Source organism: Erythrobacter neustonensis (assembly GCF_001663175.1).
In the GTDB taxonomy this organism is placed as follows: domain Bacteria; phylum Pseudomonadota; class Alphaproteobacteria; order Sphingomonadales; family Sphingomonadaceae; genus Erythrobacter; species Erythrobacter neustonensis.
The window spans coordinates 1,744,192-1,766,031 of sequence record NZ_CP016033.1; the positions used below are offsets into that span (position 1 = coordinate 1,744,192).

The following is a 21,840-nucleotide window of genomic DNA, read 5'->3' on the forward strand; positions in this document are numbered from 1 at the left end:
TGCCAAACCGCGAAACCCAAGCCGAACGAAGAGGAGTTTGCATATGGACGGCGATCAGTTTGAAGAGGTGATGCTATCTCTCGGGCACGCCGTCTTTGCGGCGCAACTATTCGAGATGAACTTAGCGACAACCCTGATTGCGTTGACAATAGCGAGGGGCGACCGGAGCAAGTTTCCCGACGAGGCGGCCGTCCGAAAATGGTTGGATCACGTCGATCGACTGCCGATTGGCCAATTGAAAGGGCAGATTAGCAGCCTCGGACTACTGCCCGAACGCATGGTTGAAGAAATTGGCGAGATCAACCGGAGGAGGGTTGGTGTCGTGCACCATTTCGTAAACCTTTGGTCCGATCGGCTTGATGACGTAGAAGGGCAGCGACAGGCTGTGGAGCACTTGGAGGCAGAGCGAACAATCTTCCTCATCGCCGCAAAAAGGCTCCAAGGCGGCCTTGAAAAACTACAGGAGACTGAATTACCTGCGCGGCAGTCACCGACCTAGGCGCAAATGTTACGTTCAGCTAAACCATAGTGTCGGTCTCGCCGCAGTCAGCTCGCCTTGCGAGCACTCGACGCCTATCCGCCTCAACGTAACCCACGCCTCTCATCATCGGCAGGTTCAGGTAGACCTTGTCGACGAGGGTCTGGAACCCGCTGCAGCGGATATAGGTCCGGCTGCTTTTGTTGTAGGCCATGTTGTCGGGAGCCATGGCGATGTAACGGTTCAGATCTGTGGAACACCTGGTTCACCGATACGCCGAATGCGTCTATCAGGTCGCTCCGATTGACGTGACCCTCCCAAAACAGGCGGAACTCGATGAATTCGAGCCGCCGCTCGACACCCCACCTAAGTCCAGCGTTATCTGCTTCCACAAGGCCCCCGCCGCAATGACCGTCCCGAAACTGGGTCAGTCTAGTTACTAGACCTACAGCGGTATGCGAGTGCGCACCAACTGCAATCGCAAATGTCAGTTATTCCAGCATGATCGTGGCCGCTAGCTTCCTTCTCCGCGGTCGGTAAGTTATCGGGCGCCCATGATGAATCGACCCTGATTTAGGAATTAGCAAACTATGGCAACACTTCTGGATTGGGGTAACGTCGATGCCGCAGCGGCTCAGATTGAGCAGGCTCTTGGCCTGACAGATCGTCGGGAAGCTTTCACGCTTCTCGCACTGTCGTCATTGCTCCGGATCGATTTCGATGAGGCTCGCGGCTGCATTACCGATGGCGCAGAGGATAGGGGTGTCGATGCCGTATACCTTGATGAAAGGTTCGGAAGGCGCGTCATCCACCTCGTACAGATCAAATGCCATGGAAAATTTTCTCGAAGTGGCCGGAACTTCCCCTCAACGGAAATCGATAAAATCCATTCCTTTATCAGTGACTGCTTCGCTCAGGTCGACGGGTTTCTGAGCACCTGCAATCCGCTATTGCAGCAGAAGGTCATCGATATTTGGGACTTTGTGCGGAACGGATCCTGTCAGGTGGAGGTGCATCTTTGCTCCAACGGCGAGCGCCTCATATCAGAGCAGAAGGCCAGGTTCGAAGCGTCTCTGGCGAAATTCAAATTCATTCAGCTCCGCGAGACGGATCTAGATGCGCTGTCAGATTCTCTTTCGCGACGCTCCTCGACTGAGCGAGAAATCCAGCTGCGGATCATTGAGGAACAGGTCTTCGAGCGTACTGATGGCAATGTTCGCGCCGTTATTGGCAGCGTCCGTGCTGACGAGTTTATCGAGGCGCTGACCGACCCAGTCAAAAGGAGTCAGCTCGACCCTGATCTATTCGAGGAGAACGTACGCGTATATCTGGGCGAGCAAAATGACATTAACCGAAGGATATTTGATACTGCTGTCTCAGATGAGGCTGGTCTGTTTTGGTATTTCAACAATGGCATCACAATTGTTTGTGAGCGCTTCAGCTATCAGCCAGGTTTCAAGAATGCACCCCTGAAGTTGCTCAACCCTCAGGTTGTGAACGGGGGGCAGACATCTCATGCCCTCTTCCAAGCATCCAAGGTCAGCTTTGATTCCTTGCAGCGTATCCGACTACTTGTTCGGATAATTGAGACACAGGACAAAAGCCTATACGCAAAGGTCGCCGAAGCGACCAATAGCCAGACACCGATCCGAAGCCGCGACTTGCGGTCAAATGACCCCATTCTCGCTCGGTTAGAAGCAGCCCTGCTTGCACATGGCTGGTACCTTGATCGCAAACGAGATCAGCACTCTGAAATTCCGGAGAACAAACGCATCGATGCTTTAAAGCTTGGCCAAATCTGGTTGGCTTATGTCCGAGGGGAACCCGATAAGGCTAAAACGGCATCAGACAGAATCTTCGGCGAGTATTTCCCGCTGATTTTCGATCCAACCGAGATGGACGCTTTGCGCGTGATAAGTGTTTGGAACCTTTACATCGAGCTTGAAGCGCAAAGACGGATCAAACTTCAGGAGGCTCGCCGAATTGGGCGGTCAGCTTCAGAGGAGGTTGTTGAATCATTTTGGATCGTCGAAGGCATCTACCATCTCGCGTTTGCAGTTAAAAAACTGGCTGAGTATTCAAATATCGATATTTTCGATTTTCATGCGGTGAAGGATTTGGTGCAAGACGCCGAGTCTAGAATGGCAAAATTTGTGAAGGAGCGTCCTGGTATCTCTCTCTATCGACTCTTCCGGACCGCATCGACGAAACAGAGCCTCTTTCAGCCATCCTCAGAAGATCGGCAACTTCGATTGGCATTGGACCAGTAGTTTCTCCGCTAGCAGGACTATAATTTAAGGTGATGCGCCTGCAGCTGGCGAACCATCACCTCGCCGGATCGTCCGATACACGGTCGGCCGTGAGACCTTGAACAGCTTGCCGAGGTCGCTGATCGAGTATTCGCCGGTGGCGTGCATCTTGAGCAGTTCGCGCTGCTGAAGGTCGGACAGCTTGGGAGGCTTGCCGCGGAGCTTGCCCTTGTCGCGGGCGATCTTCATGCCTTCGCGGGTGCGCAGGCGGATGAGGTCGCTCTCGAACTCGGCGAAGGTCGCGAGGATGTTGAAGAACATCCGGCCCATGGGATCATTGGGGTCGTATACCTGCTTGCCCAGCGCCAGGCTCACGCCGCGCTTTTCCAGCTCATCGGAGATCGCGCGGGCGTCGGGCACTGATCGGGCGAGGCGATCCAGCTTGGGCACGACGAGCGTCTCGCCGGCGCGGACCGCGGCCAGTGCCTGGGCGAGGCCGGGGCGATCGCGGTTGCGGCCGGTGAGGCCATGGTCGGTGTAGATGCGGTCCTCCAGCACACCGAGTTCGATGAGAGCCCGGCGCTGTGCGGTGAGATCCTGCTTGTCGGTCGAGCAGCGGGCATATCCGATGAGGGTGTTGGTCATTTGTAACGGATGAGGCCCCCGTGTGAGAAAATAAAGCGTACCACCTTAATGAGAGGGCGGGCAAGCCGGATTTGCGGAGGGCAAGGGGGTCTGCCCTTCGGCAACCCAAAAGTGTCCGGTGAGCGATCCCTTTCGGACAATGTGGAAAGTGGCGCCGCAGCGCCTGATCAGCAAAGAATAGTCATAGCTGAGATTCTTTGGCACTCGCGGGGTAATGTGCTAAGGAGAATTTTATGTCATGAAGCCTTTGGAGTGACATTTATGGGTGTCGAGGTCAGAGTAATGGAAAATGGCCGAATGGTCCTGCCAGCTGCCATCCGGAAGCGGCTCGGCCTCGAAAAGGGCGGAACAGTGATCGTAGAGGTAGGCGACGAGGAGGTAACGCTTCGTTCCGTTGAGCAGGTGCTCGACAAAGTGAAGGCGACTTTTGCCAAGTATGCCGATTTGCCGGGCACGTCGGTCGATGACTTTCTGGCGAACAGGCACGCGGAGAGCGGTGAATGAGCGAGGTTGTGCTCGACGCGTCCGCGCTGCTCGCATTTCTAAAAGATGAGCCCGGCGGCAGCGCTGTGAGGCAGCTGATGCCGACCTCCATAATGTCTGCCATCAATCTGGCGGAGGTTGCGACCACGTTCATCCATGGCGGCATGCCCGCTGACGAGGTTGAGCTTGCATTACGCGAGCTGCCAATTCGCATTGTGCCGCTCGATGAAGATCAGGCTTATCAAGCGAGTGCTCTTCGCCTGCTTACGGCCGACAAGGGCTTATCGCTCGGCGACAGGTGCTGTCTTGCTCTGGCCCGCTCTCTGGCGCTGCCAGCATTGACATGCGATCGCGTATGGGGAGGGCTGCCGCCTGGCATTGGAGTTGAGGTGCAACTCGTCAGGTGAGCATTCGCCTTCGGGCGAGCAATTGCGATGCCAGCAGCGTGATGTTTTCGCCTTGTTCTTGCTTAGCGTTGTTTAGCGTACCTTCCGCGCTCTGCCCTTCACCGGCATTGCTGGCGCGAAAGGACGCGCCTTATGTAGGTTTCCTGTTCCGTTGCTACTCAACCCCGGCATGGCCGCTTTACCTCGCTTCTGAAAAATTCCTGCCATTCAGCAATCGAGCCCGAAGTCGACGAAATTCGATCATGATAATTTGCGGAAAACCGGTCATCGTAAATGGGCTTGCAAGCTGATAGAGGATGCCAAAACTAAAATTGGTCAACCAAATGAACCGGCTACAAGGCTTCTCCGCTTTAGCAATTCGCGCAGCATCTCTACCCGGCGTCGCTCTGCTTCTCTATGTAGCTGGGCGGCTCGCCCTCGAATACGTTCCCAAGCTCGCGAAGGCTCCCTGCGAGTCTGCTGACAGGCTCTATCACCTTTCGAACGGTTTAGAGGCCGTCCTCCTTGTCGTTGGTTTGCTTCTCCAAATATGTGTGTTGCGCCGCCCAAACTTACGTTTGCTTGTCGGAGCGGTAGCGGTTCCTATTATGGCACTACTGGTCCAGGATGCTGCCATCGATCACGAGAACTCGCGCCAACAGAAGTGCGAGATGCGCACGCTACCCCAAGCGATGGCCTTTTGTGGAGCCAACCCTGCACATTACCGCCGCGAAAAGAAAAGCTTTGAATACGATGTCAGCTACGAATTCGAGGTGCTTACGCTGGTTGCGCCGGGCACGACTGATGCAGCGTGGCAGTGCCTGAACAATTGGTCAGCCTTCTACGGGTCAGTGTCCATCAACGTCGATGAAAGTGTCTACGATCAACCCAGATCTACGATGAAGCGCTGATCGGAGGCCAACGAACGACCGCTTTTTCTCATGCAGCCAAGAAGGCGGACTGTCGCGAAACCACCCATTTGTTGCCGGTTCGGTGAACGTCCAGCCTCGACAAATGCGGCCATCGGAGCTCGCCCGACGGCCGCCAACATTGTCAAATCTCGATGCGCTCCGCCAGGACAAGAGCATCCTCCACATCGACCCCGAGATACCTGACCGTGTTTTCGATCTTGGAGTGGCCAAGCAGAATTTGGACCGCACGCAGGTTCCCGGTTGTGCGGTAAATCATGGCCGCTTTGGTGCGCCGCATGGAATGAGTGCCGTAGTCTTCACGCCGCAACCCGACTGCGGTGACCCATTCATCGACGAGCCGGGCATACTGCCGCGTGCTCATCGGTTGGCCGGAATAAATTCTGCTCGGGAACACGAAATCATCGATGGTGCCGCCCCGTCGCAGAAGCCATGTCGCCAGACTCGAGCGGGCGTCAGCGGTGATTTCAAATTGCACGGGTCGACCGGTTTTCCGCTGAATGATCATCGCGCGGTCGCGAACCTCAGATCCGGCTACGAGGTCGCCGATCTTGAGCCTGACCAGATCGCAGCCCCGCAGCTTGCTGTCGATCGCAAGGTCGAAGAGGGCACGGTCCCGGAGCCGCTCCTCGCGGTCGAGGAAGAAGCGGATCGCCCAAATCTGCTTTTGTGTCAGCGGCCGCTTGGTGCCGACGGTCTTGCCAGCATTCCACGAGACCCGATTCTGCATGGCAGGGTCGAGGTGAGAGTAGGTCATCATCATTCTCCATAGCCTTGATTGGCCAAGGAGAAAGAACGGGTGTCGCTCCAGCAACGTCGCCCTTGCCGTGCCTAGGCAGCTTGAAAGCAGGCTCCGCCACCTCGGGCCAGCACAGGCAAAAAGGGCAGCTTTCGGGATCCCGGCGCGCGCCCGCTCATGACCGGGGATGGGTGGAAAGCGGACATATCGAAGCTGCTCGGCTGCGCCTGCATCGGAAATTTGCCAAGGGATCAGACAATGATTGCCCCAGACTCCAACCTGACTGTTATCACGGGTCGTATGGCGGAACGGCTTGTCCAATCCCAAATGATTGTCACGTCGTAGTTGCCAAGACCATAGACAAAGCAATCTCGTTTACCGTCGTCGCCAGACTCGCTGCAATTTCCTACATAAGTTGGCCGATCCGCGATCATGAGGAACTCTGCCGCGCAGCGCGCCTCTAGCCACGTGTCGTTTAGCGATTTGCAGTCCAGTGAGACTGGTTCCTTCGCCCTAACTGCTGCAGCGACTTGTTTGAGCCTTGGGAGGCCAAAACCTGCGGTGCGGTCGCTCTCGCTATTGACCCAATAATCACGGACACCTTCGAGAGTTCGGCACGCCTCTTTCACCTTATCGCCCGACATCTCATAACCTTCTCCGAGGTAATGATATTGGCTGGACAAACTGGCGATGCGGACCGGCTTAGTTATGGTTCTGCCATCACGGTGCTGCGTTTGACGATATTCCAAACTGATGACATCGCGTTTGCATAGGCCATCGTCTGCCACGTAAGGTGCGGTAGCGATTTTGGCCGGATCAGCGGGGCCAGAGAGCAGCCCTGTGAGATCATCAACCACAGCCTTCCGTCGGGCCACCTCCGACATGCGTTCACGCTCAGGATGGACGGGCTGAATGCGCTGACCAGTCGCGAACACGGATGGAACGAATAGGACGTATCCTGTGAGCGCGATTGTCGACGCAAACCACCTCATATCTTGCCTCTCCGCCCCTAAGGATCTGAAAGTTCCTTTAAGTCTAACAATTAAGCTATGGCAAGCTGATGAACCTGAGCCGCGTCCGCAATGGGCTCGATTTGCGAATTTCCGCTTTCAGCGAGAAACCCGTGGAAGCTGCCTTGCCGCATCCGCGATCTCGGCTGAGCTTGCCGTGCTGGATCAGAATGTCGATGCTATAGGCATCGCATGCTCGCCAATTCCACAGATCAGACCGACAAAATGCCATCGGCGGCGTCGTATCGGGCGGCGCTTGCGCTGAAGGACACGGGGCAAACCTGGCCTGCGGGGCTTTTCCGCAGGGTGAGGGTAGGGCGCATGTGGCCAGTACGCCCGAGGCCACAATGAAGGAAGGTATGGATTCGGAACAGCGCCTGCGAGACAGGCTTCGCAAAATCGAGGCGCTCTATGCAGGGGCAGCAACGGCGGGGGAGAGGGCGGCCGCGGGGGCCGCGGCGGAACGCATTCGCAAGCAGTTTGACACGGCCAGCAAGAAAGAGCGTGCGGAAGAGTTCAAGTTCTCGATCCCTGATTTATGGTCCCGCCAGCTGTTTACAGCCCTATGCAGGCGGTACGGGATCCGGCCCTTTCGTTATCGGCGCATGCATCGCCAGAGCGTGCTCATCCGCGCGCCGGCCAGTTTCGTGAACGGCGTCCTGTGGCCCGAGTTTGAGGAATTGAGTAACGCACTGACCCTGCATCTTGCAGAGATCACGGAGAAGATCATCCGCGAGGAGGTCCATGAGGCGACGGGGGACGCTGACGAAATCGAGGAGCCTCGGCAGCTGCGATGAACCAGGCAGCGTCCCCTGCGACCGAAGTGCTGGTCGGGCATGTGGAACGGGTCACATTCCACAGTGACGAGAGCGGATTTTGTGTCCTGCGCGTCAAGGCCCGTGGCCATCGTGATCTGGTTACGACCGTGGGCCATGCTGCGATGATTTCAGCCGGGGAGTGGATCACCGCCTCCGGCGAGTGGGTCAATGATCGCCACCACGGGCTCCAGTTCCGGGCCAGGTTTCTCAAGACATCGGAGCCCTCATCGATCGAAGGGATCGAGAAGTATCTGGGCTCGGGCATGATCCGGGGCATTGGGCCGGTCTATGCCAAACGCATGGTCAGGTTGTTCGGCAAGGATGTGTTTGACGTCATCGAGGCCAGTCCAGAGCGGTTGCGCGAGGTCGAAGGGATTGGTCCGAAGCGCGCTGCGAAGATCACTACCGCCTGGGCGGATCAGAAGGTTATTCGCGAGATCATGGTCTTTCTGCATAGCCATGGTGTCGGGACAGCCCGAGCTGTGCGCATATTCAAGACCTATGGCGCCGATGCCGTCCAGGTGATGAGCGATAATCCCTATCGCCTGGCGCGCGACATTCGGGGCATCGGATTCAGAACCGCCGACACCATTGCAGAGAAGCTCGGGATCGAGAAGACCGCCATGGTGCGGGTGAGGGCAGGGGTGTCCTTCGCGCTCACACAGGCGATGGGGGAGGGGCACTGCGGCCTGCCGGTGACAGACCTCAAGGAACTGACAGCCCGGCTTCTCGAAGTCGACAGCGCCTTGATCGAGACCGCGCTGGCGCTGGAACTGGATGATGGCACGGTGGTCGCCGATAGTGTGGCTGGGCAGGCGTGCGTATTTCTGGGCGGCCTCTATCACGCCGAGAAGGTCATCGCTGCCCGGCTCCACGCCCTGATGGACGGACCCTTGCCCTGGTCGATGATCGATCCGGGCAAGGCACTGCCATGGATTGAGGGGCGCACGGGCCTGACTCTAGCCGCAAGCCAAAAGGAGGCTGTCACGCTGGCCCTGCAATCCAAACTCACCGTGATCACCGGCGGCCCTGGCGTTGGCAAAACCACCATCGTCAATGCGATCCTGCGGATTGTCGCCGCCAAGGCGGTCAAGCTTTTGCTCTGTGCGCCCACAGGCCGGGCGGCCAAGCGGATGACCGAGGCGACGGGCATGGAGGCAAAGACCATTCACCGCCTGCTTGAGTTTGATCCCAAGGCGTTCGGATTCAAGCGCAATGAGGAAAACCCGCTGTCATGTGATCTGCTGGTGGTCGACGAGAGCTCGATGGTCGACGTGATGCTGATGCAGTCGCTGCTGAAGGCCGTGCCCGACACTGCCGCCGTGCTGATCGTCGGTGACATTGACCAGCTACCCTCGGTCGGGCCGGGGCAGGTCCTTGCCGACATCATCCAGTCCGGCGCAGTGCCGGTAGTCCGGTTGACCGAGGTGTTTCGCCAGGCCGCACAGAGCCGGATCATCACCACTGCCCATCAGATCAACCAGGGCCGGAGCCCTGAATTGGGCAAGGTTGAAGGCGAGAGCGATTTCTATTTCGTGTCAGCCGCAGATCCCGAGCAGGCCGGGCTCAAGATCATCGATCTTGTGGGCAAGCATATCCCCCGCAAATTCGGGTTCGACCCCGTGCGGGATGTTCAGGTCCTGTGCCCGATGAACCGCGGCGGGGTCGGCGCGCGCTCCCTCAACATCGAATTGCAGAAGGCGCTCAATCCCAATCCTTCCGCCAAGGTCGAGCGGTTCGGATGGAGCTTTGCCCCCGGCGACAAGGTGATGCAGATCGAGAATGATTACGACAAGGACGTGTTCAATGGGGACATCGGTTACATTCAGGCCATCGATTCCGAAGAGAGCGAGTTGACGGTCGATTTCGACGGCCGCGTGGTCACCTACCAGTTCGGAGAACTGGACACTCTGGTGCCAGCTTACGCCGCGACGATCCACAAGAGCCAGGGATCCGAATACCCAGCGGTCGTGATCCCGGTCATGACCCGGCATTACGCGATGCTGCAGCGAAACCTGCTCTACACCGGAGTCACCCGCGGCAAGAAGCTGGTGGTGCTGGTCGGCCAGCCCCGGGCCATCGCGATCGCCGTCAGAAATGCCGCGGGTCGCCGCCGCTGGTCCAAGCTCAACGAGTGGCTCGGGATGCCAACGCCAGGCTGTAGCCGCACCGCCGAGAAGCTGCGCGCTTCGCCAGACGGCTGACCCTCGGCCTGACCGCTCCGGGGGGAAGGATAACGGAGCCAGGCGCTATACGTCATTGACCTATGCGTCATTGACTTATATATGGTGCGCATTACAGCCAACTACCGTATATCCGTGTCCCAATAATGCACTGAGGCCATGGCGACCTTGCAGACCGTTGTCGAACTTCCCGAGTTCCAACGGCGCGCCAAGGCCATCATGAGCGATGACGAACGCCTGAGCCTGATCAGCTTCATCGCGGCCAGCCCGGAGGCAGGGGTGTCGCTGGGCGGTGGACTGCGCAAGGTCCGGATCCCGCGCGAAGGTGGCGGCAAAAGCGGTGGCTACCGCACCATCTATGTGTTCGGCGGTCGGCATATGCCGATCTACCTGATCACCGTCTTCGCCAAGAACGAGAAGGACAATCTCACCAGGGCCGAGCAGGCGGCAGCGGTTGAACTGAGCAGGGCCCTGATCGCGGCCTATGGAGATCGATGATGAGCACGGCTTACGAGAGCATTATGCAGGGGCTGAACGAGGCGTTGGACCATGCCGAGGGCAAGGATGCCGGCGCGCGGCTGCACACCATCGAAGTGCCGGTTGTGGATGTTGCGGCGATCCGGGCCCGGACAGGGCTGTCGCAAAGCGCGTTTGCTCGCAGCATCGGTGTCGCCAAGGGCACGTTGCTCAATTGGGAGCATGGCCGCAGGCAGCCGACCGGCCCGGCGCAGGTGCTGCTGGCGATGATCGCCCGCCGACCCTCGCTGGTCAGCGAGCTTCTGCGCTAAGGCCAGCGCAGAGCTGTTTGCGGGCGCTGCTGGTGCCCTCGAACTTGCGGGCGCCGCGATGCGGCGGCATCATTGCAGCATGGCAAAGCACTTCGATCCCTACGACTTCATCATCCGGCTCGACGCCCAGATCCTCGGGATCGAGCCGGTTATCAGCCGGTCGCTGGAATTGCCGCGCGACCTCAACTTCGCGCAATTGCACGAGGTGCTGCAGGCGGCCTTTGGGTGGACCGACAGCCATTTGCACCAGTTCATCGTGGGCGGGCTGGTTATCGGCGCGCCTGAATACCTCGAAGAGGATGTCGATGGCCCCCGGGTGATTGAGGCGACCGAGGTGCACCTGCGCGACCTGCGGTTTCCGTATGGGCGAGACGCGCAGCTCGAGATTCTCTATCAGTACGATTTTGGCGACAACTGGCAGCACCGGCTGATCCTGAGCGAAGTGCCACCGGCGGAAGGCGTCAAATATCCCCGCTGCCTTGCCGGATCGCGGGCCTGTCCGCCGGAGGATGTCGGCGGAGACATCGGCTATGAAGCCTTCCTTGAGGCGTGGCGCGATCCTGATCACGAGGAGCATGCTGACAATCGGCGCTGGGCGGGACGCAAGTTTGACCCGGAACGCTTTGATCTTGAGGCTGCGAACCGCGCGATTGCGCGAGCTTTGCGCTTGAGTCGCGGCGACTATCGGGCACGACAAATCGAGTCTATGGGGCCGCCATGATAGCAACCGTCGCACAATCACACTAGACACAGTTTACATGGACAGTTGTGGTTTTGCTATTTACATAATGTTTATTATCTGTCTGATGGCGTGTGAGCGCCAGCTAGAATTGACACCCCTGCGCTAGATTGGGGGGTTTCCCACCTTTTGCAGCGGATTAGCTTTGTACCCAAGGTTTCGAGCTTGCTTTGCGGGAGCTGGTGGTTTGTCAGGATGTAGATGAATGCGGGCGGCTTGTGCTTTTTTGGAGTGGTGGTGACGAAGGTCTCAGAGAGCTTCGATATCAGTGGACAAGCCTCGAGGTTGACCGATCAAATCGTGGGGTAAATCCAAGGGTAGCCGATAAGGTTTGGTATTCGTAAAACTCACCAATTCAATGCACTAAGGATCAAGTTCGAATCCCTCCTGCTCCGCCACCGGCCCTCGCGAATATCGCCGAACAGTCCGGTCGACGCGCCGGTCGCCTGATCGCTTCCCCGGTCGATCCTGTGCGTGGCCCGATGGCCCCCGACAGCGTGATGCAGGGCGGAACACTGTCCAGCCGCGTCACAATCGCACGTCCGCCTGAAAATATTTGATTGTGCGGCGCGGGTGTCCTTATGGCTTGGGCAGAACAAAGGGGCTTCATCTTGCAGACCGCGCACACCAGTCAGAATGTCCGGGCTTCCTTCACGCGCCGATCCATCCTGGGTGCGGTGCTGGGTGTGGCCTTTTTTGTCCTCACCGCATGCGCCGCCTACTTTAACATCACCACCATGCGGGACAGCGACGAACGCATCCGCAACACGCACGAAGTGCTGGCGGCGCTCGATGGGCTGGTCGCGGCGATGCTCAACGTCGAGACGGGGCAGCGTGGTTATGCGCTCACCGGGAACGAACGCTATCTCGAACCCTATTACGAGGGCATTGCCGCAGCGCAGAGAAACCTCGCCTCGCTGGAGACCCTGACCAAGGGCAGCGCCGAAAAGGCGCGGAAGCTGGAAGCGTTGCGGTCCGCGACCGAGCGCAAGATGCGCATTGCGGAAACCTCGATTGCCGCCCGGCGCGAGCAGGGCATTTCCGCCGTCATCGCGCAAATGGACAGCGATAGCGGCAGGATCGCGATGGACCTCGTCCGGCAGCGATCGGACGCCATGATCCAGCAGGAGGAAAGTGAGCGCGAGGAGCGTATCGCAGCGCTTGAGACTGCGACGGATCTCGCCGTCCTGACCGCGCTGGTCGTCAGCCTCATCGGCACGGTGCTTACGATCGCGATTTTCGTGATGGTATCGCGGAGCAATCGCAGCCGCGAGCGCGAGCGCTGGATCAAGACCGCGCAGGTCGAGCTCAGCGAAGCGATCCGCGGCGACAAGACCGTTGCGGAAGTTTCGTCGATCGTGCTCGCCTTCCTGTCCGAACGCACGGCCGCAAACGCCGGCGCGCTGTTCAAGGGCGAGTTCGGGACGTTCAATCGCATGGCCGTGTTCGGGATCGCCGATCAGTCGTCGGTCCCGGCGTCCTTCGGCATGAACGAAGGGCTGCTTGGAAAGGTGGCGACCGATGCCCGGTCGACGACATTGAGCGACATTCCCGAAGGTTATCTCAAGATCGGATCGGCGCTGGGCAACGATCAGCCGCGGCACCTGGTCGTCGCGCCGTTCTTCTACGAGGGCGAAGTCAACGGGATCGTCGAACTCGGCTATTTCAGGGACATCGACCCGCTGGTTCACGACCTGCTCGATGCGATCGCGGGATCGGTTGGCGTCGCGCTTCGTTCGGCGCGGTTCCGGGAGCGGTTGCAGGAAGCCTTGGAAGATACCCAGCGGCAGGCCGGCGAACTGCAGGCGCAGGGCGAGGAATTGCGCGTCAGCAACGAGGAGCTCGAAGAACAGGGCAACGCGCTGAAGGAAACGCAGGCGCGGCTTGAACTTCAGCAGGTCGAACTGGAGCAAACCAACAGCCAGCTCGAGGAACAGGCCCAGACGCTTGAGGCCCAACGCGACGAGCTGTCGCGTGCGGCAGCAACGCTGGAGGCCAAGGCGCAGGAACTTGAGCAGGCAAGCCAGTACAAGTCGGACTTTCTTGCGAACATGAGCCACGAATTGCGCACACCGCTCAATTCGCTGCTGATCCTGTCCAAGCTGCTCGGCGACAATCCCAAGGGCAACCTTTCGGCCGAGCAGGTGAAATTTGCCCGCACCATCGAATCCTCGGGCAATGATCTGCTGACGCTGATCAACGATATTCTCGACCTGTCGAAGATCGAGGCAGGGCACGTGACCATCGAGCCCGCTCCGGTTGCGCCCCATCGTCTGGCATCCGATCTGCGCAAGGTGTTCGAACCCTTGGCGCAGCAACGCGGGCTCAATCTTGTCGTCGATGTCGAGCAGGATATGCCCGCCTCGTTCGAAACCGACCGGATGCGGCTCGAACAGGTGCTGAAGAACCTCCTGTCGAACGCGATCAAGTTCACCGAACAGGGCAGTGTGACGCTGCGCATTGCCAGGGCCGGGAAGGGCGCGCTCGAATTCAGGGTGATCGACACCGGCATCGGCATTGCCGAAGCCCAGCGCGAAACCATTTTCGAGGCGTTCCGCCAGGCCGACGGCACGATCAGTCGCAGGTTCGGGGGAACCGGGCTCGGCCTGTCGATCTCGCGCGAGCTGGTTCGGTTGCTGGGCGGAACAATCCGCCTCGAAAGCCAGCCCGGCCAAGGCAGCACCTTCATCGTCACCCTGCCCGAAGCCTATGACGCTGCCGTGGTCAGGACGCGCGATCCGGTGCCGGCCCGCGCCGTGGCAGCGGCCGAATTTGCCGCGCCGCAACCGGCTGCCGCGCCGAGTGCTGCGCGGCCCGCACCGCAGATCGTCGAGGACGACCGCCGCGACCTGTCGGACGGCAAGCAGGTGCTGCTGGTGATCGAGGATGACCCCGTCTTTGCCGGGATCGTGTCCGATCTCGCGCGCGAGATGGGCTTCCAGTGCATCGTCGCCGGAACCGCCGGCGAAGCGATCGAACTGGCGGGCGAATATCAACCCAATGCGATCGTTCTGGACATCGGTCTGCCCGACCAGTCCGGTCTTACGGTCCTCGACCGGCTGAAGCATGACGAGAAGACGCGGCACATCCCGATCCACGTCGTTTCCGGGTCCGATCAGATCCAGACCGCGCTGGCCCTTGGCGCTGTCGGCTTCCTCGAAAAGCCCGCCCCGCGCGAACGGCTTGCCGAAGTGCTCGCCGAATTGCAGGACAAGCTGGCAGCACGGGTGCGCCGGGTGCTGATCGTCGAGGACGACGAGGTCCAGCGCGATGCGGTCAGCCAGTTGCTGTCGTCGCAGGATGTCGAAACCGTCGGCGTCGGCACCGCGGCCGAATGCCTGAGCGAACTGCGCGGTGGGCATTACGACTGCATGGTGCTCGACCTTACCCTGCCCGATGCTTCGGGCTTCTCGCTGCTCGAAGAATTGAGCGCCGACGAAACCCGCGCATTTCCGCCGGTTATCGTCTACACCGGGCGCGATCTTTCGCCCGAGGAAGAACAGCGCCTGCGCCGCTATTCCAGCTCGATCATCATCAAGGGCGCCAAGTCACCCGAACGTCTGCTCGACGAGGTTTCGCTGTTCCTGCACCGGGTCGTCTCCGACCTGCCGCACGAACAGCGGCAAATGATCGAGAAGGCGCGCCACCGCGATGCCGCGCTGGAAGGACGGCGGATCCTGATCGTCGAAGACGATGTACGCAATGTCTACTCGCTCACCAGCATCCTCGAACCGCGCGGCGCGCTCACCCGGATCGCGCGCAACGGGCAAGAGGCGCTCGATGCGCTGGCAGAAGCGGCGGCCGACCCTGCCAAGGCGATCGACCTGGTACTGATGGATGTGATGATGCCGGTGATGGACGGGTTGACGGCGGCAAGCGCGATCCGCGCCGAACCGCAATGGAAAAAGCTGCCGATCATCATGCTCACCGCAAAGGCGATGCCCGACGACCAGAAGAAATGCATCGACGCGGGCGCGAACGATTACATGGCCAAGCCGCTCGATGTCGACAAGCTGCTGTCCCTCGTCCGGGTCTGGATGCCGCGATGAGCGAGAGCATCGAGGACATCGAGATCCGGCTGCTGCTGGATGCGGTCTATCACCACTATCACTACGATTTCCGGCATTACGCCAAGGCGTCGATCAAGCGGCGTCTGCTGCAGGCACGCGCGCAGTGGGGGTATGACAGCATCTCGCAAATGCAGGCGGAGGTTCTGCGCGATGAAACCATGCTGCCACGGCTGCTCAACTATCTGACCGTGCAGGTCAGCGAGATGTTCCGCGATCCGTCCTATTTTCGCAGCATACGCGAAAAGGTCGTCCCGCACCTGCGCACATACCCATCGCTCAAGGTCTGGGTCGCCGGTTGCAGCCGGGGCGAGGAACTCTATTCGCTGGCGATCCTGTTCCACGAGGAAGGCCTTGCCGACCGCACGATCTTCTATGCAACGGACATCAATCCCGCCGCCTTGCGGGCGGCGCAGGCGGGCATCTTCCCGCTCGACCGGATGCAGCTGTTCACCGAGAACCACCGGTTGTCGGGCGGCCATTCGTCCCTGTCCAAATATTACACCGCCGATTACGACCGGGCGGTCTTCGACAAGTCCCTGCGCGAACGCGCCGTCTTTTCCGACCACAGTCTGGTGACCGACGCCGCATTCGGCGAGATGCATCTGGTCAGTTGCCGTAACGTCCTGATCTATTTCAACCGCGACCTTCAGGACCGCAGCGTCGGCCTGTTCGGCGAATCGCTGGTGCGCGACGGGTTCCTTGGAATCGGCTCGAAGGAAAGTCTGCGCTTTTCGCCGCATGCCGATCTCTTCACCGAATTCGACCGCGCGGAACGCATCTACCGGAGAAACGCGCAATGAGCGTTCAGGCGATTGTCATCGGCGCCTCGGCAGGCGGGGTTCACGCGTTATTGCAGGTTCTCCCGGCACTCCCGGCCGACTTTCCGGCACCAATTCTGGTTGTCATCCACGTTCCGCCCCGCCGCGAGAACGCGATCGTTTCGCTCTTGTCCGAAAAATGCCGCCTGATCGTGAAGGAAGCCGAAGACAAGGAGCCGATCGTGCCGGGCACGATCTATCTCGGGCCGCCCGATTATCACCTGCTGGTCGAGGACGACGGACGGATCGCGCTGTCGTCGGATGACGCGGTCAATCACTCGCGCCCGGCAATCGATGTCCTGTTCGAAACCGCGGCCGATGCCTATGGGCCGCAGCTTGCCGGGATCGTGCTGACAGGCGCCAACCACGATGGCGCGATGGGGCTGCGCGCCATATCCGATGCGGGCGGCACAGCAATCGTGCAGACGCCTGCCACTGCCGAGGTTTCCTACATGCCGCAGGCCGCGCTCGCGGCATCCCCCGCCGCGCGTTCGATCACGCTCAACGACATGCCAGCCGCGCTCATGGAGATGGTGGAGCAATGACCGAAACTCCCAAATTCCTGCTGGTCGACGACCTTGAGGAAAACCTCCTTGCCCTCGAAGCCCTCTTGGCGCGCGAGGGTCTGGAGCTGCACCGTGCCCGCAGCGGCGAGGAAGCGCTCGAGCTTATTCTCGCGCACGAATATGCGCTTGCCCTGCTCGACGTGCAGATGCCGGGAATGGACGGGTTCGAGCTGGCCGAGATCATGCGCGCCAATTCGCGCTCGCGGCATATTCCGATCATCTTCCTGACCGCGGGCAGCGGGGATGCGGCGCGCAAGTTTCACGGTTACGAAGCGGGCGCGGTCGATTTCATCCAGAAGCCGATCGAACCCACGATCCTGCAGTCCAAGTCGAACATCTTCCTCGACCTGTTCGTCCAGCGCCAGCAGATCGTCGCCCAGCGCGACGAGCTTGCCGCCCTGACCGCAGCACTTCAGGCGGCCGACCGGCAGAAGAACCGGTTCCTGGGCGTGCTTGCGCATGAGTTGCGCAACCCGTTGGCGATCTTGTCATCGGGCGTGTCCCTGCTGGAAATGCCGATGGAGGAAGCCGACACCGCAGCCGTGCACGCGTCGATGCGGCAGAACGTGCGCCACATGTCGCGTCTGATCGATGATCTGCTCGATATCAACCGGATCGAAAACGGGAAGATTTCCCTGCGCCGGGAAAAGGTCGCGCTCGGCGATATTCTTCCGCACGCGCTGGAAATCGCCCGGCCGGCGATCGATGCCGGCGGGCACGCGTTGACGGTTTCCCTGCCCGATGACCAGATCACGCTGCATGCCGATCCGGCACGCATCGTCCAGATCGTGGGGAACATCGTGGGCAATGCGGCCCGCTACACACCCAATGGCGGGCGGATCGAGGTCACGGTCGTCAAAAGCGCGGCCGATGCAATTCTGACGGTCAAGGACAATGGCGTCGGCATCCCCCCGCACCAGCAGTCGATCATCTTCGAGATGTTCGGGCAGTCGGACAATGTGCGCGGCATCAGCGGCGGAGGATTGGGGATCGGGCTTGCGCTGGTGAAGCAGCTGGTCGAATTGCACGGCGGACGGATAAGCCTCGTCAGAAGCGAGCCGGGCGAGGGCAGCATTTTCGAAGTGTGCCTGCCGCTGGCCTGATGCCAGCGGCACGGGTGCCTGCTGCCGCTCCGCTTTTGAAGGCCGGATCGGTCAGAATGCTTTTCCACGATATCAATCGTCTCCGGATCCTCGGGCCGTTCCTCGCGGCCCGGGCGGAACACTGAGGGCTGCGTGCGCTTATCGTCTGCGGCACCAGCGAAGGAGGCCCCCGGTGAAGCAGCTCCATCACGATTTCTGGAATTTTCGCGGATCGTTCAAGACCGCAAAGGTCATAGAGATCGGCACGCACATGTCCCTGCTGCGGCGCGCCAACGGGCGCTTTCTCGTGCTCGACAGCTACGGGCTGGCCGATGACGATTTGGCGCAGCTTTTGGCGCTGACGGGCGGCGGCGCCCAGGTCGATGCTGTCATCAACCTCCACCCGTTCCACACCATTCATTGCACCGCGCTGTCCGATGCCTTGCCGCAGGCCCGGATGATCGGCACCGCGCGTCACCATACCGAGGTACCTGAAATCGCATGGGACCCGGCCCTGATCGAGCACGCGTCGACTCAGGCCGATTTCGCCGAAGACCTCGAATTCAGCATTCCTGCCGGTGTCGATTTCATCAGCGCCGACGAAAAGGTGCATGTCGGGTCGGTGATCGCGCGCCACCGCGCGAGCGGGATCGTCCATGTCGACGATACGATCAACGTCTGGATGGCGCCCGGCATTCTGTCCGCAGTGCTTCCCGAACCCAAGCTCGGCTTCCACCCGATGCTGCCCAAGGCGCTCGAAAAGCGCGCGGGCGCCGCCGACGATTACGCCCGCTGGGCCCGCGATCTTGCACGCGACTGGGCTGGCACGCCGATCGTCTGCGCCGCGCATTCCGCCGTGCGCGAACTTCCCCCCGGTGGCTTCGCAACCGAAATCCTCGCGGCGCTAGACAAGGTCGAGGACACGCTTGCCGATCACCGCAAGGAATATGGCTGAACCCCGGCCAGTCTACGACACCCCCCGCAAAACCCCGCCCCCCAACGGAGACGACCCATGACCGACACCGGCATCCAGACCACCAACCCGCTCACCGAAGAGGTGATCGAAACCTACGATTACATGAGCGATGCAGACATGCTCGCCACTATCGAAGCCTCGCACAAGGCGCACCTCGAATGGCGCATGGTCAGCCTTGAAGACCGCGCTGCGGTGATCGGCAAGATCGGCGCCGAACTGCGCGCGAGCAAGGAAGAATTCGCCAAGCTTATGACGCGCGAAGTCGGCAAGCTGATGCGCGACAGCCGGCAGGAAGTCGAACTGGTCGCTGCGATCTGCGATTACACCGCGAACAACGGCCCGGGCGCATTGGCCGATCAGAAGCGCCACACCCAAAGCGGGCAGGGCTATGTCCATCACGCGCCGATTGGCGTGATCTACGGCATCCAGCCATGGAATTTTCCAGCCTATCAGGCAGTGCGCTATTCGATCTCCAGCCTGATGGCGGGCAATGGCGTGCTGCTCAAGCACGCCGAGAACTGCACCGGCAGCGGGCTGTTCCTGCGCGATGTCTATGAACGCGCAGGGCTTCCCAAGGGTTTGTTCGGCGTGCTGATCATCAGCCACGAACAATCGGACAAGGTTATCGAGAACCGGCTGGTGCGCGGTGTTACGCTGACCGGCAGCGACAAGGCGGGCCGCGCGGTCGGTGCCAAGGCGGCGTCGATGGCGAAGAAGACCGTGCTCGAGCTGGGGTCGAACGATGCCTACATGGTGCTGGACGACGCCGATCTCGATCTGGCGATCAAGACCTGCGTGCAAGGCCGCCTTTACAACAATGGTCAGACCTGCGTGAACGCAAAGCGGTTTATCGTGACTGATGCCAATTACGATGCTTTCGTGAAGGGCTATACCCAGGCCTTCGAAGGCATCCGCATGGGCGATCCCACCGACGACGACACGCAGCTTGGCCCGCTCGTCTCCAAGCGCCAGCGCGATTCGCTGCATGAACAGGTCGAGAAAAGCGTCGCCAAGGGCGCGCGCGTGCTGGTCGGCGGCAAGATCCCCGATCGCACCGGCTGGTTCTATCCCGCCACGGTGCTGGTGGATGTCGCCAAGGGACAGCCCGCTTATGACGACGAACTGTTCGGCCCGGTCGCCTCGATCATCCGCGCCAAGGATGACGAGGACGCGATGCGCCTCGCCAATGACAGCCGCTATGGTCTGGGCGGCGGCATCTTCTCGCGCAACACCGAACGCGCCAAGGCACTGGCCGAGAAGCATTTCGACACCGGCATGGTGTTCATCAACAACTTCAACGTCGCATCGCCCGACATGCCGTTCGGCGGGGTAAAGGATTCGGGCTATGGCCGCGAGCACGGCGAGGAAGGCTTCAAGGAGTTCGTGAACGCCAAGGCGATCCTCGTCGCATGAGCAAGGCCGGCACGCTCGAATGCGATGTCGCGGTGATCGGGGCCGGCACTGCCGGCCTCGCCGCCGAACGTGCCGCGCGTGCCAATGGCGCTTCGACGCTGCTGATCGATCCTGCTTTCAACGGAACGACCTGCGCGACCGTGGGCTGCATGCCGTCCAAGCTGCTGATCGCAGCGGCCAAGGCACGGCATGCGGCGCTGCGTGCAGGCTCTTTCGGGATCGATGTCGAAGGCGTCACGGTCGACGACAAGGCGATGTTCGGTCGCATCCGGGCCGAGCGTGACCGCTTCGTCAAGCTGACCCGTGAAGGCATCAAGGACGTGCCCGCCAAGGTGCGGATCAAGGCTTCGGCAAAGTTCGTCAAACCCGGCGTGCTCGAACTCGACGATGGCCGCCGGATCGAGGCGCGCGCGATTGTCGTGGCCACCGGATCGCGCCCTGCAATGCCCGATGCCTTCGCCGCGCTGGGCAGCGCCGCGCTGACCAACGAAACCGTGTTCAGCCTCACCGCCTTGCCCAAGCGGATGGCGGTGGTGGGGTCGGGGGCGATCGGGCTTGAGATGGCGCAGGCCTTTGCCCGGTTGGGTGTCGCGGTCGCGCTGTTCGACAAGGCCGATACGCTGGCAAAGCTGCGCTGCCCGCGCGTCCACAAGGCGCTGAAGGACATTATCGCCAAGGACATGGATCTGCACCTCGGGGTCGAAGTCACGCCCAGGCCGCACGAAAACGGTGTGTCGATCCGGTGGAAGGGCGCAAGCAAGGGGGAAGCAGTGTTCGACAAGGTGCTGGTCGCCGTGGGCCGCCCGCCGACCTTCGACGGGCTCGATATCGCAAAGGCCCGGCTTGAAACCGACGAGAAGGGCGTGCCCTGCCACGAGCGCGAAACGATGCGCTGCGGCGAGAGCAACGTGTTTCTCGCAGGCGACGTTGCGGCCGATTACCCGCTGCTCCACGAAGCCTCGCACGACGGCGCGATCGCGGGCCGCAATGCCGCCGCGTTCCCCGCGCCGATCCGGATCGAACGCTATGTGCCCTTCAGCATCACCTTCACCGACCCGCAGGTCGTTTCGATCGGCCGCGCCGAAGCCGACAGCGCGGTCAGCGGGACCAGCGATTTCACCGATCAGGGCCGTGCGCGGGTAGAGGCGCGGAACGAAGGCGCGTTGACGCTCTACGCCGCGGCACCTGACGGCGTGCTGATCGGCGCCGACATGGTCGCGCCTGCGGCCGAGCATCTCGGGCATCTGCTCACCTGGGCGATGCAGCAGAAACTCACCGCGACGCAGGTTCTGGAAATGCCCTTCTATCATCCGACCATCGAGGAAGGCCTCAAACAGGCGCTGCGGATGGTGTGCGCGGCGACCCCCATCGCGATCCCCGACAATCAGGACACCGGATCGCCGCCCGGCGCCTGAGCCGCTTTTCCGCCGCCAGCACCCAAGCGGCATAGAAATTTTTTGGCCAAGCA

21 protein-coding genes are annotated in these 21,840 nt (G+C 60.6%); 17 read left to right on the forward strand and 4 right to left on the reverse strand.

Annotated elements, in window-relative coordinates; all coding sequences use genetic code 11:
• The first annotated feature begins 43 nt into the window (after positions 1–43).
• Complete coding sequence (locus A9D12_RS08085) at positions 44–499, forward strand: hypothetical protein (RefSeq protein WP_068350820.1); 456 nt, start codon at positions 44–46, stop codon at positions 497–499.
• A gap of 83 nt (positions 500–582) precedes the next feature.
• Here the strand turns inward: A9D12_RS08085 and A9D12_RS15205 are convergent, their stop codons facing one another.
• On the reverse strand, positions 583–870 hold the full coding sequence (locus tag A9D12_RS15205) for a BrxR family helix-turn-helix transcriptional regulator (RefSeq protein WP_472311183.1): 288 nt from the start codon (positions 868–870) through the stop codon (positions 583–585).
• 198 nt (positions 871–1,068) lie between these two features.
• Between A9D12_RS15205 and A9D12_RS08095 the strand changes: the two genes are divergently transcribed.
• Positions 1,069–2,748 (forward strand): AIPR family protein, encoded by a 1,680-nt coding sequence (locus A9D12_RS08095; RefSeq protein ID WP_068350822.1) that lies wholly within the window; start codon positions 1,069–1,071, stop codon positions 2,746–2,748.
• A gap of 24 nt (positions 2,749–2,772) precedes the next feature.
• Here A9D12_RS08095 and A9D12_RS08100 read toward each other — a convergent pair whose 3' ends face one another.
• On the reverse strand, positions 2,773–3,372 hold the full coding sequence (locus A9D12_RS08100) for a recombinase family protein (protein WP_068350823.1): 600 nt from the start codon (positions 3,370–3,372) through the stop codon (positions 2,773–2,775).
• 261 nt (positions 3,373–3,633) lie between these two features.
• On the opposite strand from A9D12_RS08100, the gene A9D12_RS08105 reads away from it, so the two are divergent.
• The 3 genes from A9D12_RS08105 to A9D12_RS14715 all read left to right on the forward strand — a co-directional run bounded on the left by A9D12_RS08105 (position 3,634) and on the right by A9D12_RS14715 (position 5,152).
• Positions 3,634–3,876: an AbrB/MazE/SpoVT family DNA-binding domain-containing protein gene (locus A9D12_RS08105; RefSeq protein WP_068350824.1), complete on the forward strand. Its 243-nt coding sequence runs from the start codon at positions 3,634–3,636 to the stop codon at positions 3,874–3,876.
• Entirely contained in the window at positions 3,873–4,262 is a 390-nt protein-coding gene (locus A9D12_RS08110; RefSeq protein ID WP_068350825.1) for a PIN domain-containing protein, read from the forward strand. The genes A9D12_RS08105 and A9D12_RS08110 overlap by 4 nt, the downstream gene beginning before the upstream one ends.
• A gap of 296 nt (positions 4,263–4,558) precedes the next feature.
• Complete coding sequence (locus A9D12_RS14715; protein WP_156522843.1) at positions 4,559–5,152, forward strand: hypothetical protein; 594 nt, start codon at positions 4,559–4,561, stop codon at positions 5,150–5,152.
• Between the two features lie 142 nt (positions 5,153–5,294).
• Here the strand turns inward: A9D12_RS14715 and A9D12_RS08120 are convergent, their stop codons facing one another.
• Both A9D12_RS08120 and A9D12_RS14720 read right to left on the reverse strand, forming a co-directional pair.
• A complete protein-coding gene (locus tag A9D12_RS08120) occupies positions 5,295–5,927 on the reverse strand; it encodes a tyrosine-type recombinase/integrase (protein WP_068354053.1) in 633 nt (210 codons plus the stop codon).
• 233 nt (positions 5,928–6,160) lie between these two features.
• A complete protein-coding gene (locus A9D12_RS14720; protein ID WP_197489796.1) occupies positions 6,161–6,844 on the reverse strand; it encodes a hypothetical protein in 684 nt (227 codons plus the stop codon).
• Between the two features lie 398 nt (positions 6,845–7,242).
• On the opposite strand from A9D12_RS14720, the gene A9D12_RS08130 reads away from it, so the two are divergent.
• The 12 genes from A9D12_RS08130 to A9D12_RS08185 all read left to right on the forward strand — a co-directional run bounded on the left by A9D12_RS08130 (position 7,243) and on the right by A9D12_RS08185 (position 21,787).
• Entirely contained in the window at positions 7,243–7,716 is a 474-nt protein-coding gene (locus tag A9D12_RS08130) for a hypothetical protein (RefSeq protein WP_230962557.1), read from the forward strand.
• Positions 7,713–9,941, forward strand: a complete 2,229-nt coding sequence (gene recD2 / locus A9D12_RS08135) for an SF1B family DNA helicase RecD2 (RefSeq protein ID WP_068350828.1) — start codon at positions 7,713–7,715, stop codon at positions 9,939–9,941. Before A9D12_RS08130 ends, recD2 begins: the two co-directional genes overlap by 4 nt.
• Positions 9,942–10,079: 138 nt before the next feature.
• Complete coding sequence (locus A9D12_RS08140) at positions 10,080–10,418, forward strand: type II toxin-antitoxin system RelE/ParE family toxin (protein WP_068350829.1); 339 nt, start codon at positions 10,080–10,082, stop codon at positions 10,416–10,418.
• Complete coding sequence (locus A9D12_RS08145; RefSeq protein ID WP_068350830.1) at positions 10,418–10,708, forward strand: helix-turn-helix domain-containing protein; 291 nt, start codon at positions 10,418–10,420, stop codon at positions 10,706–10,708. Before A9D12_RS08140 ends, A9D12_RS08145 begins: the two co-directional genes overlap by 1 nt.
• Before the next feature lie 79 nt (positions 10,709–10,787).
• Entirely contained in the window at positions 10,788–11,429 is a 642-nt protein-coding gene (locus A9D12_RS08150) for a plasmid pRiA4b ORF-3 family protein (RefSeq protein WP_068350831.1), read from the forward strand.
• 755 nt (positions 11,430–12,184) lie between these two features.
• Positions 12,185–15,496, forward strand: coding sequence for a response regulator (locus A9D12_RS08155; protein WP_231889575.1), 3,312 nt, complete (start codon positions 12,185–12,187; stop codon positions 15,494–15,496).
• Positions 15,493–16,317, forward strand: coding sequence for a CheR family methyltransferase (locus tag A9D12_RS08160; protein WP_068350832.1), 825 nt, complete (start codon positions 15,493–15,495; stop codon positions 16,315–16,317). The genes A9D12_RS08155 and A9D12_RS08160 overlap by 4 nt, the downstream gene beginning before the upstream one ends.
• Positions 16,314–16,880: a chemotaxis protein CheB gene (locus tag A9D12_RS08165; RefSeq protein ID WP_068350833.1), complete on the forward strand. Its 567-nt coding sequence runs from the start codon at positions 16,314–16,316 to the stop codon at positions 16,878–16,880. Before A9D12_RS08160 ends, A9D12_RS08165 begins: the two co-directional genes overlap by 4 nt.
• Complete coding sequence (locus tag A9D12_RS08170; protein ID WP_068350834.1) at positions 16,877–18,004, forward strand: hybrid sensor histidine kinase/response regulator; 1,128 nt, start codon at positions 16,877–16,879, stop codon at positions 18,002–18,004. Before A9D12_RS08165 ends, A9D12_RS08170 begins: the two co-directional genes overlap by 4 nt.
• Before the next feature lie 172 nt (positions 18,005–18,176).
• Complete coding sequence (locus tag A9D12_RS08175) at positions 18,177–18,938, forward strand: hypothetical protein (protein WP_068350835.1); 762 nt, start codon at positions 18,177–18,179, stop codon at positions 18,936–18,938.
• A gap of 57 nt (positions 18,939–18,995) precedes the next feature.
• Positions 18,996–20,372, forward strand: coding sequence for an NAD-dependent succinate-semialdehyde dehydrogenase (locus A9D12_RS08180; protein WP_068350836.1), 1,377 nt, complete (start codon positions 18,996–18,998; stop codon positions 20,370–20,372).
• Positions 20,369–21,787 (forward strand): dihydrolipoyl dehydrogenase, encoded by a 1,419-nt coding sequence (locus A9D12_RS08185; protein WP_068350837.1) that lies wholly within the window; start codon positions 20,369–20,371, stop codon positions 21,785–21,787. Before A9D12_RS08180 ends, A9D12_RS08185 begins: the two co-directional genes overlap by 4 nt.
• Positions 21,788–21,840 lie beyond the last annotated feature (53 nt).